This is a genomic window from Nostoc sp. ATCC 53789, from assembly GCF_009873495.1.
GTDB lineage: Bacteria > Cyanobacteriota > Cyanobacteriia > Cyanobacteriales > Nostocaceae > Nostoc > Nostoc muscorum_A.
Genome location: NZ_CP046703.1, coordinates 6,926,280 through 6,937,500 on the forward strand (window position 1 = coordinate 6,926,280; position 11,221 = coordinate 6,937,500).

Consider the following 11,221-nt stretch of genomic DNA (forward strand, 5'->3'; position numbering starts at 1 on the left):
ATACATCAGAGTAGCTACTCAGTATTTCTTCTCGAATCCCAAATAGTAATTCAAGTAAATCCTCGGAATTTAATCAATAAAAAATTCCTATTTTTCCTTGATGACTTTTGGATTTAACCCATGAATAATAAACCCAGTACGAACAGAAATGATTCATCAATATCTTGAATATTTTCCAAAAGTTATTCCTTTTTAGCTAGTTTAGTCTATTTAATATATTCGCTCCTTGTTTCAGTTATTAAAGGAGTTTTAATCTAATGTCAGTAGTCGGTAGAGAGCGTCAATTTAAGCAGAATTTATGCTCTTATCATAGAAAATACTGATGTTTTTAAAAAAATTATAAGTAAAGATATTAATCATATCTTTACAAAAGATATTTTTGGTTTAAGGCATCTATATATAATGCTTATTAACTCTGTCATCTCTGATAATTTACAAATGACGATCATTCGTCATCCACTGATTGTTAACTCTGAGATTTTGCTTTCAGATGTGATTGCACTAATCAATGAAGCGCCAGTTAACTGTGATGACTTGCCAATCAAAGATACCAATTCTTTGACAAGCTCAAATAAAAACATAGATAACATCACATCTCAAGCTACTAGTTGTGTTTTAGTAATAGAAAACTCCCAGTTGCAAGGGATAATTACGCAGCGAGATTTAATTAAGTTAACAGCACAAGGCAAAAATTTAGGGGGAATCAGTGTTGCGGAAGTAATGACAAAAGAGTTAATCACACTGAAGTTAACAGATTTTAAAGATATTTTTACTGCGTTAAATTTGCTAAGGAAACATCAGATTTGCCATTTGCCTATTATCGGAGAGCAAGGAGAATTAATTGGATTAGTTACTCCTGCTAGTCTGCTAGCAGTTTCGATTCAACAAGCCAGACTTTACAATTATGCACAAGTAAAACTTGCAGAACGACAAAGAATTGAGGCAGAATTGCGATTAGAGCGGAATTTTATTTCTGCAATTTTGAATTTAGCGGATGCTCTGGTTATTGTAGTAGATTTTCAGGGGAGAATTGTTCGTTTTAATCATACTTGCGAGCAAGCTACAGGTTATACATTTGATGAAGTGAAGGGAAAATTTGTTTGGGATATCCTGCTGTTACCTGAAATAACAGAATGTATCAAAGGTATTTTTAAAAATTTACCAAAGAGAGAATTTCCTCAACGTTACGAAACTTGTTTAGTTACTAAAGATAGCGATCGCCGCTTAATTTCGTGGTCAAATAAGGTTTTACTTAATAAAGATAATCAACTTGAGTATATCGTCTGTACAGGTATTGACATAACTGAGAGTCGAAAAGCACAAGAGGAACTCCAACAGACTCGCAACTTTTTACAGTCGATGATTAATAATCTGCCTGTGGCAGTCTTTGTTAAAGATGCCAAACCAGAAACTTTTGGCAGATTCAAGCTCTGGAATCATACCTGTGAAAACATTTTTGGTATTACAGCAGAGCAGGCTATTGGCAAAACAGATTACGAATTCTTCCCGAAAGAACAAGCAGACTTTTTCTGCCAAAAAGACTTAGAAACTATTGCTATCGGTGTACCTCAAGATATTCCTGAAGAACCTATTGACAGCTACAGTTTTGGCAGAAAAATTTTACACACGACTAAAATTCCTTTGTATGACAAAGACCAACAACCCGAATACTTATTGTGTATTTCCGAGGATATTACAGAATACAAACGAGCAGAAAAAAATCTACAACAAGCAAAAGAGCAATTACAAACGGTTTTAGATGCAGTACCTGGGTTTGTTTCTTGGGTAAATTCCGATGGATATTATTTAGGGGTTAATCGCCATTTAGCTGAAAGTTTTAACTTGACTACCAATGCTTTTGTCGGTCAAGAATTGGGCTTTATGGAAAATAGCCCGCAATTTACAGAATTTATGCGTAAATTTTTAGCTAGCCAAGATGTGGCAGATTCTAGCGTTATTGATGCCCAAATAAACGGCAAAATATGCAATTACTTGCTCGTCGCTCAAAAATATCAGTACAACACAGCTGCGGTTGCAGTAGGAATTGATATTACAAAACGCAAACAAGCTGAAATAGCCTTACAAAGTTTAATTGAAAGTACTGCTTCTACCACTGGGCGTGATTTTTTCCCAGCATTAGTTGAGCATATTTCTTCTACTTTAGATGTCCCTCACACCTTAGTAACTGAGTTAATTGATGGGCAAGTTCACACTTTAGGATTTTGGTCTGATGGGCAGTTACAATCCAATATTTCCTATAATCCAAAATCAACGCCTTGTGAAATTCTGCTCAACCAAGGATTTTACTACTGTCCTTCAGGAATTCAGCAACTTTTCCCCACTGCTGAAAGATGGGTGGCGATGCAAGCCGAAAGTTTTATGGGAGTTATTTTAAGTGATGATTTTGGTCAACCGATTGGCTCACTATGTATAGTAGATAAAAAGCCCATACCTGACCAGCATAAATTTGAGGGAATTCTCAAAGTATTTGCAGCCAGAGCCTCTGCTGAACTGCAACGGCAACGAGCACAAGAAGCTCTACAACAACTCAATCAAGATTTAGAGATCAGGGTTAAGCAACGCACTTTAGATTTACAAAAAAGTGAGGCAGAACTTAGAGCTATTTTTAATCAAGCAGCAGTGGGAATTAAATTAGAGACTTTAGATGGTCATTTTCTGAAAGTTAATCAGAACTTGTGTGAAATTTTAGGCTACAGCCAAGAAGAAGTCCTGAAGAAAAATTTTAAAGATATTACACATCCAGAGGATATACAAGCCCATCTCAATAGTTTACAACAACTAATAGCAGGAAAAGTAGAAACATTTTCCATCGAGAAGCGCTATTTACATAAAAATGGTGATGTAATTTGGGTAAATCTAACGGTTTCTCTCATTCGAGATGGGGTTGGCAAACCTATTTATGCGATCGGGGTAGTTAAAGATATACGCGAGCGAAAACAAGCTGAAGAAAATATTTTTAAAGCTTTAGAGAAGGAAAAAGAACTAAATGAGTTGAAATCTCGTTTCATTTCTATGACTTCCCACGAGTTCAGAACTCCTTTAGCTGTGATTGCTTCTTCTGCTGGAATATTAAACACTTTTAGTCATAAACTGGATGAACAAAAAAAGCAGAAACATCTCCAATGTATTCAAACTTATGTTCAACATACAACTCAACTTTTAGATGATATTTTGCTAATTAATAAGGCTGAAGCTGGAAAATTAGCATTTGAACCAACTTGTATTAAATTGATTAATTTTTGTCACTCTTTGGTAGAGGAAATTCAACTAAGTTCTCCCAACCATATCCTAACTTTCTGTCCCCATAACTTGGGTAATTCATCAACAGATGATAGCTTTATGGCTTGTATAGACAAGAAAATTTTGCGGCAAATACTGAGCAATTTGCTATCAAATTCTGTCAAATACTCACTACAAGGCAGTAATATTCAAATTGATTTATTACTCCAAGAGCAAAGCGCAGTTTTTCTAATTCAAGATGAAGGTATCGGTATTTTCCCAGAGGAACAGCAGAAATTATTTGAACCATTCTACCGAGCTAGTAATGTTGGTAATACGCCAGGAACTGGATTAGGTTTGGCAATAGTTAAGAAGTGTATAGACCTTCATCGAGGAAGAATTACCCTCGCTAGTCAGGTCGGAGTAGGTACGACATTTAGGGTAGAACTACCATTAATTATCAGCCATGTCCTCAATTGAAAGTCTTTGATGTGTTATTAGTAAATAATTTTAGGGAATAATAACTATGAGACATCGTTGAGAATCTAATATAGTTTACCAAATTGTCAAGTTGGAGAATCTGTTCTAGCAACTACATTTACAGACATAACAAAACACCATAAAATATCAAGATTATGCAAAAATTTAATTTTCTCAAGTCTAGCAAATAAGATGAAATTTATCACAAGATTCATATTTCACTATAACTCAGATTTTTACTGTTAAATAAAGTTAAGCTTTCGATAGTGTGATGATTTTATCTAAATGAAACATCATTGCCCAAACTTAATAAGACCATATTGTTATATTTATGCTTGTTAGATGAACACAATTTTAATCATAGAAGACGAACCTCAAGTTCGGGAAAATATTCAGGAGATTTTACAGCTTTCTGATTTTGAAACTTTGATCGCTCCAAACGGTCAAGTTGGATTAGAAATTGCCAAAAACAAATTACCTGATTTAATTATTTGCGACATTATGATGCCAGAGTTAGATGGTTTTAGCGTACTGTCTGCTCTGCGTCAAAACGAAGCAACTATCAATATACCTTTAATATTTGTCACTGCTAAAGCAGAGCGTTCAGATTTTCGTCAGGGCATGGATTATGGGGCTGATGATTATTTAACCAAACCATTTACTCCTGAAGAACTACTCAGCGCGATCGCTTCTCGTCTTGAAAAGCAAGCTTTGGTTGAGCGCCAAACTAAATCTAAACTAGACGAACTGAGAATGAATATTGCTCACTCATTACCTCACGAACTGAATACTCCTTTAAATGGCATTCTTGGTATGTCACGGTTGTTAATTGAAAATTGTGACATCATGCCTAGCTCTGAAGAAGCCGAAATTGCGGAATTCATTTACACATCTGCTAATCGACTGAATACATTAGTTAAAAGATTTTTGTTATATAGTAATCTAGAGTTACTAGCCAAAAATCATGAAAAAGTTAGTCAGATTACAGAGAAAACAGATAAATGTTTTGCTAAGAGAATTATTGATGAAATTGCTCTTAAAAAAATTATAGAAAATTCCAGAGAAAAAGATTTAAAGTTAGATATTCACGAAGTTACAGTACAATTACCAGAAGAAAAATTGAGTATCATTATTGAAGAACTACTTGATAATTCTTTAAAATTTTCTTTTCCAGGCAACGAAATTCAAGTTATGAGTAAGATAGAAGGTAGTAAATTTAATTTATATGTAATTGATAATGGCAAAGGGATGACAATTGAAGAGATTGCTAAAATTGGAGCTTTTGTGCAGTTTAATCGCAAGTCATGGGAGCAACAAGGCTCTGGTTTAGGTCTAGCTATTGTTCAGCATATAGTGAAGTTACATGGTGGTGAATTTACAATCGATAGCATTCCTGGGAAAGGAACTATTGTCAGCGTTAGTTTGCCTTGCTAGGGTGTTATCAATTGGATGGAATATAGACCTAAGCTCGACTTTATCCAAAATTAAAAACTAGGTTTTCTTGATCAGGCAAAACCCTAGCTTTTTGGCAAATACTTTTTCCACATTAAAGATTATCGACGAAGATAAAAAAGTAAAACTACTGTCCCCTATACAGCAGTTTTCTTTTGTATGAACTATAAAGATCAGACTTTTAGCCACTTTGCTACTCATTTGCTACTCAAAACGGTAGCCTTAAAGAAATACACTATATTTTGGCTATGTTGCCTAAACCGAAGAAATATTGGACACCCCAGCACTGGGCTAGTTGGAAACCCTTTGGTATCGGCGAACAGTACCCTAACAACTATTGGGAAGTATTTCGGGCAATCTGGCTGTCTCGTGACAAACTACCTTATGCGTGGAATATTCTTGACAAAGGTGTTTGTGATGGTTGCGCTCTTGGAACAACCGGGATGAAGGATTGGACTTTAGATGGCATTCATCTCTGCAATGTCCGGTTGCGGCTGTTGCGGATGAATACTATGCCAGCTTTTGACCCTGTGCTATTGGAGGATGTCTCGCAGTTACAAAAGCAAAAAAGTGTCCAATTACGCGACTTGGGAAGACTTCCTTTCCCGATGATGCGTCAACGAGGGGAAAAAGGCTTTCGCCGTATTAGCTGGGATGAAGCTTTAGGGGTAATTAGCGATCGCATTCGCACCACTACACCAGACCGCCTTAGTTTTTATATTACCAGTCGCGGAACTGTCAACGAAACTTATTATGCTACCCAAAAAGCTGTACGGGCAATGGGAAGCAATAATATTGATAATGCTGCCCGCATCTGCCATTCTCCCAGTACGGCGGGACTGAAAGCTGCTTTGGGTGCAGGGGCCACCACGTGTTCTTATAAAGACTGGATTGGTACTGATTTATTAGTCTTCATTGGTTCCAACGTTGCCAATAATCAGCCAGTCACCGTTAAGTATCTCCATTACGCCAAAAAAGCTGGCACGAAAATTGTAGTCATTAACACTTACCGCGAACCAGGAATGGAGCGCTACTGGGTTCCCTCAATTGTGGAAAGTGCCGTTTTCGGTACAAAATTTGCCGAAGACTTCTTCTTAATCAACATGGGCGGGGATATAGCATTTTTGAATGGCACAATTAAATATATAATTGCTAACAACTGGGTAGACCAGTCATTTATAGATTTACACACAGTTGGCTTTGCCGAACTCAAAACATCTTTAGAAAGCCAATCTTGGGAAGAATTAGAGCGGCTTTCTGGTACATCCCGTGAGCAAATGTACGCCTTTGCCAAAATGGTCAAAGAAGCCAACAAAGCCGTATTTGTTTGGAGTATGGGCATTACCCAGCATGAATGCGGCGAAGATAATGTGCGAAGTATTATCAACTTAGCTCTTACCAAAGGTTTTGTCGGTCGGGAAGGCTGCGGTTTAATGCCAATTCGCGGCCACTCTGGGGTACAGGGTGGTGCAGAGATGGGCTGTTACGCCACAGTGTTTCCCGGTGGTAAACCCATTACCCCAGAAAATGCTGCCCAATTGAGTCAGCATTGGGGCTTTGATGTGCCAGCAAGTAAAGGTTTAATTGCTCCAGAAATGATTAATGCCGCATATCAGGGGGAATTAGATGTGTTATTTTCCGTGGGAGGGAATTTTTTAGAAGTGCTGCCAGAACCAGATTATGTGGAAGCGGCACTGAAGAAAATACCGTTGCGGGTACATACGGATATTGTTCTCTCCAGCCAAATGTTGGTGGAACCTGCTGATACTGTGGTGCTTTTACCTGCGACGACTCGCTACGAAATACCAGGGGGAGTAACAGAAACTAATACTGAACGCCGGGTAATTTTCAGTCCAGAAATTCCAGGGCCGCGCATTGGAGAAGCGCGTCCAGAGTGGGAAGTTTTTCTAGAATTAGCAAGGCGCGTGCAACCAGATTTGGCAGATAAGCTGGCTTTTGCTGACACAGCTGCTATCCGTCAAGAAATTGCTCAAATTGTCCCCCAATATGCCGGGATTCAACACTTACAGCAGGCTGGCGATCAATTTCAGTATGGCGGGTCACATTTGTGCTTTGGTTGGAACTTCCCTACGCCCGACGGGAAGGCGCACTTTGGCGTATTATTGCCACGCCAAAGGGAATTACCAGAAGGTTATTTCTTAGTAGCAACGCGCCGAGGCAAGCAATTTAATAGTATGGTACAGGAACGTAAGGATGCAATTACTGGGGCGGTGCGAGAGGCAGTGCTAATAAATGCTGCTGATGCGGCACTGTTGGATTTAAAAGATGGGGATAAGGTAATTCTTAAAAATGAGTTAAGTGAGTTGTTCTGTCAAGTTTATATTGCGCCAATTCAGTCAGGAAACTTGCAAGTCCATTGGCCAGAAGGAAATGTGCTACTAGATAAAAGTAAGCGATCGCTAGAAGGGGTTCCTGATTATAATGCGATCGCACGGTTGGAAAAAATCTGAATCAAGTCTGATTTTTTCAGCTTTAACATTTCCACCAGTAAATCCATTAACTTATATCCCAAAACCCCGTATGAAGAATTACACAGCGATCGCATGAAAAACCCTCTCCTGAACTTAAAATTTCTAAGATGGATATAAATGAACTTCTCAAATCTTATGCTGCTGGAGAAAGGAGCTTCCAAAGACTGAATCTGCAAGAAGCAGAATTAACAAATGTCAACCTCATAGGCGCAGATTTTAGCTATGCTGATTTACGTCAAACGCGACTTGGTAAAACTAATCTTAGCCAAGCTTGCTTACGGGAAGCAGACTTGAGTGAATCTATCCTTTGGGGTATAGATTTGAGTGAAGCAGACTTATATCGTGCTGTTCTCCGAGAAGCTGATTTAACGGGTGGAAAACTAGTCAATACACGCTTACAAGAAACAAATTTAATCAAAGCTAGTTTATGTGGTGCTAATTTGCATGGTGCAAACTTATCTGGTTCTCTGTTATTTCAAGCAGACTTACGCCCCAGTTCTGACCAGCGTACAGATTTAGGATATGCAGTTTTGACTGGGGCAGATTTGAGTTATGCTGATCTCAGAGCCGTTTCCTTGCATCACGCCAACTTAAATAAAGCAAAATTATGTCGCGCTAATCTCTCTAAAACAATCCTGTGGGGTAACTTAGCGGCGGATTTAAGTGGGGCTAGTCTACAAGGTGCTGACTTGAGCTATGCAAATCTAGATAGTACTATTTTGCGACAAGCAAATCTGCAAGGTGCTGACTTAACAGGGGCAATTCTTCTCAATGCCGATCTTCAGGGAGCAATCATGCCTGATGGCAAAGTTCATAATTGAGTTATTTGAGAGATGATAAAGTTGAGTTGTTTACATCAATTCTACAAATATTTATTTGAGAAATATTATTACAACCTTGTTTAGCCAATATGGAAGTAGTTTATCTGCTAAACGCGATCACTAGAGTCAATAAAAACTTTGGTAGTCTAGAAAATTCAGCCTATCCGCTACAGATTTACCAGATTCTTTTAGCTGGGGAAGTAAACAGCGTTTACTCAATAGCGATCGAACCTTATGAATAAAAACACTCACCACTGGTTTTTGCCAATCAAGTCAAAGGCAAAATAGAAATATATTGGTGAATTTCAAGGGCGATGCCTACTGCTGTAAACTACGCATTTTGTAGAATCATAAAATGCGTAGTTTACAGCAGGAAGTGCCATTAACGCACGGTTTTCCGTAAAGCTTCAGCATCAACGGGTTTAATCAGGTAAACCAACAGTAGATTCCAAACAATTGCTGCAATCCAAGGTAGTTTGCGAATCAGCTTCACAACTTTGGGTACAGAACTGCTCTCAATCTCTGCAATTTTCATGTTGTAACCCGCACAGCGTTGCAGGCGTGGGAAAAACTTGGGATGTTCGGTATTCAACATTACAGGGAAAGCTCGGCCCGCAGTCTCATTAGTGTTACGAACAACTTCGCGGTCAAATTCCGTCGCATCAAGTCCCAATGACGTGTAAAAACCAGCCCGTTCATGAACTGTCAAAGTGTGGGTAGCAAATACCGATAACAAGAAAAAGCGACTCCACAACCTAGCTTTCCAGTTGTTCCACAGTTGCGGTTGAGAACGTAAAAGCGCCTTGAATATATCCCCATGACGGTTTTCGTCCTGACACCAACTCTCAAAATATTGAAAGATCGGGTAAAACTCGTTTTCTGGGTGCTTTTCTAGATGTCTGTAGATAATGATGTAACGCCAGTACCCGATTTTTTCTGATAAGTAAACGGTGTAAAGTACCCACTCAATTGGGAAAAACGTATAGGTGCGGGTTTTCGTAACATTGCCTAAATCCAGGGAGAGTTTAAAATCGCCCATTGCTTTGTTGAGAAATCCGGCATGGCGAGCTTCATCACGTGCCATCAGTTGAAATATTTCCGCTAGCAGTGGACTGCGATTTTCCAGCTTGCGGGATAGTTCTTTGAATAGCAAGAAGCCAGAAAACTCAGAAATGCAAGAGCGTTCCAAATACTCAATAAATGCCTGTCTTGCTTCACCTTCAATGTGTTCCCAAGATTGGTTAAACACCTCATCCCGAACAAAATGATGACGGTTGTAGTCTGTCCGCATTTCTGCCAGCATTGCCTTTAACTCCGTCTCCTGGGCAGACAAATCCAGGTTGGCGGCAGTTTCAAAATCTGTAGTGTAAAACCGGGGGGTAAGTACAGTTTCTTTGCTGGGGGTTTTAATTTCTGGCTTGGGTAGGGTATTAACCATGTGTAATGCGGTAAGCAAGTAAATAGTTCTATAGTTATCAAGTTATAATAAATATGGTTCTTTTGCTAGACCTCTTTACAATCCTTCAGTAAAAGAGGAAATGCCCTACAGACTAACCCGTGTATAAGTCCTAATTTTATTAAGTTTTGAAACTCCTCTAATTTTAACAACTAAATAACTATATAGATATTTACAGGAAAAATTTCAGAGGTTTTAACATGAGTCGTCATTCCGATAATTCTCTGCAAGAATCTACAAATAACACAGTCTTGCTGGCATCACCTACCAACACGATACCCAAAGATTCACGAGAGCGAGTACAGCAATTCATGCATAACTTACAGGATGAGATTTGCAAAGGCTTAGAGCAACTTGACGGGGAAGCACGCTTTCATCAAGACTACTGGGAGCGAGCAGAAGGAGGAGAAGGACGTACCCGCGTGATTCGAGAAGGGCGGGTGGCGTGAACTTTTCCGCAGTTTGGGGAAATGGACTACCGCCTGCAATTTTGGCTCAACGACCAGAAGCGGCTGGACATAAGTTTTTTGCCACGGAAACTTCTATGGTGTTGCATCCCCGCAATCCCTATGTACCAACAGTACACTATACCGTCGAGGTCGTTATGCAGAGTTTAATTTGGTATACGACAGGGGAACAGTTTTCGGTCTGCAAACTCAGGGACGAGCGAAATCTATTTTCATGTCTCTAGCACGCTGGGAATATTGCTACGAGCCAGAACCAGGTACGCCTGAAGCACGACTCACGGAAATCTTTCTCCAGCCTCACGATTGGACGAATGAGGCCCTAATAAGTTCGTGAAAAAAGAAAAGCCTTCTCAAGATGAATTGAGAAGGCTTTTCTAAGTATTATCCCTGGCACCGAGCTATTTTTGCGTAGGGCGACCCCTAAACTATCGTTGCCGCAACAGCGTTTCACCTCTGAGTTCGGGAAGGGATCAGTGTGGTTCCACCGCGCAATAGACACCAGGAAAGATTGTAGGGTCAGAAGACCCTGAAGACTGCACAGAAACGCGAAACCAAATGATGTGAGGTCAAGCCCTCGGTCTGTTAGCACGGCTCGGCTACATACATTACTGCACTTCCACCTACCGCCTAAGAACGGGTGTTCTTCCCGTGACCTTACCCACTTACGTGGTGAGAGCACTCATCTTGAGGTGGGCTTCCCACTTAGATGCTTTCAGCGGTTATCCGCTCCGCACTTGGCTACCCAGCGTTTACCGTTGGCACGATAACTGGTACACCAGCGGTGCGTTCCTCCCGGTCCTCTCGTACTAAGGA

General features: G+C 39.6%; 6 protein-coding genes, 2 rRNA genes and 1 pseudogene (1 of these 9 running past the window's edge). 6 read left to right on the plus strand and 3 right to left on the minus strand.

The genetic code is table 11. The annotated features are described in order from the left end of the window. The first annotated feature begins 438 nt into the window (after nucleotides 1-438). The 5 genes from GJB62_RS28650 to GJB62_RS28670 all read left to right on the plus strand — a co-directional run bounded on the left by GJB62_RS28650 (nucleotide 439) and on the right by GJB62_RS28670 (nucleotide 8,727). On the plus strand, nucleotides 439-3,720 hold the full coding sequence (locus tag GJB62_RS28650) for a PAS domain S-box protein (protein WP_159402603.1): 3,282 nt from the start codon (nucleotides 439-441) through the stop codon (nucleotides 3,718-3,720). 342 nt (nucleotides 3,721-4,062) lie between these two features. Next, on the plus strand, nucleotides 4,063-5,154 hold the full coding sequence (locus tag GJB62_RS28655) for a response regulator (RefSeq protein ID WP_114080933.1): 1,092 nt from the start codon (nucleotides 4,063-4,065) through the stop codon (nucleotides 5,152-5,154). A gap of 266 nt (nucleotides 5,155-5,420) precedes the next feature. Further along, nucleotides 5,421-7,643 carry an FdhF/YdeP family oxidoreductase gene (locus tag GJB62_RS28660; protein ID WP_114080934.1) on the plus strand — a complete coding sequence of 741 codons (2,223 nt, stop codon included), beginning with the start codon at nucleotides 5,421-5,423 and terminating at the stop codon, nucleotides 7,641-7,643. A gap of 128 nt (nucleotides 7,644-7,771) precedes the next feature. Beyond that, a complete protein-coding gene (locus tag GJB62_RS28665; RefSeq protein ID WP_114080935.1) occupies nucleotides 7,772-8,485 on the plus strand; it encodes a pentapeptide repeat-containing protein in 714 nt (237 codons plus the stop codon). Between the two features lie 89 nt (nucleotides 8,486-8,574). Then, nucleotides 8,575-8,727: a hypothetical protein gene (locus GJB62_RS28670; protein ID WP_159402604.1), complete on the plus strand. Its 153-nt coding sequence runs from the start codon at nucleotides 8,575-8,577 to the stop codon at nucleotides 8,725-8,727. Between the two features lie 140 nt (nucleotides 8,728-8,867). Here the strand turns inward: GJB62_RS28670 and acsF are convergent, their stop codons facing one another. Next, nucleotides 8,868-9,923, minus strand: coding sequence for a magnesium-protoporphyrin IX monomethyl ester (oxidative) cyclase (gene acsF, locus GJB62_RS28675; RefSeq protein ID WP_114080936.1), 1,056 nt, complete (start codon nucleotides 9,921-9,923; stop codon nucleotides 8,868-8,870). Nucleotides 9,924-10,141: 218 nt separating this feature from the next. Here acsF and GJB62_RS28680 point away from each other — a divergent pair. Next, nucleotides 10,142-10,742: pseudogene (locus GJB62_RS28680) on the plus strand (coproporphyrinogen III oxidase). Between the two features lie 51 nt (nucleotides 10,743-10,793). On the opposite strand, the gene rrf reads toward GJB62_RS28680, so the two are convergent. Both rrf and GJB62_RS28690 read right to left on the minus strand, forming a co-directional pair. Then, a 5S ribosomal RNA gene (gene rrf, locus GJB62_RS28685) occupies nucleotides 10,794-10,911 on the minus strand. Nucleotides 10,912-10,970: 59 nt separating this feature from the next. Further along, nucleotides 10,971-11,221 (minus strand): 23S ribosomal RNA (locus GJB62_RS28690) (it continues 2,643 nt past the right edge of the window).

Coding starts and splice junctions, on each gene's coding strand:
- GJB62_RS28650 (WP_159402603.1), top strand. CDS start 439: ATGACGATCATTCGTCATCCACTGATTGTTAACTCTGAGATTTTGCTT.
- GJB62_RS28655 (WP_114080933.1), top strand. CDS start 4,063: ATGAACACAATTTTAATCATAGAAGACGAACCTCAAGTTCGGGAAAAT.
- GJB62_RS28660 (WP_114080934.1), top strand. CDS start 5,421: ATGTTGCCTAAACCGAAGAAATATTGGACACCCCAGCACTGGGCTAGT.
- GJB62_RS28665 (WP_114080935.1), top strand. CDS start 7,772: ATGGATATAAATGAACTTCTCAAATCTTATGCTGCTGGAGAAAGGAGC.
- GJB62_RS28670 (WP_159402604.1), top strand. CDS start 8,575: ATGGAAGTAGTTTATCTGCTAAACGCGATCACTAGAGTCAATAAAAAC.
- acsF (WP_114080936.1), bottom strand. CDS start 9,923: ATGGTTAATACCCTACCCAAGCCAGAAATTAAAACCCCCAGCAAAGAA.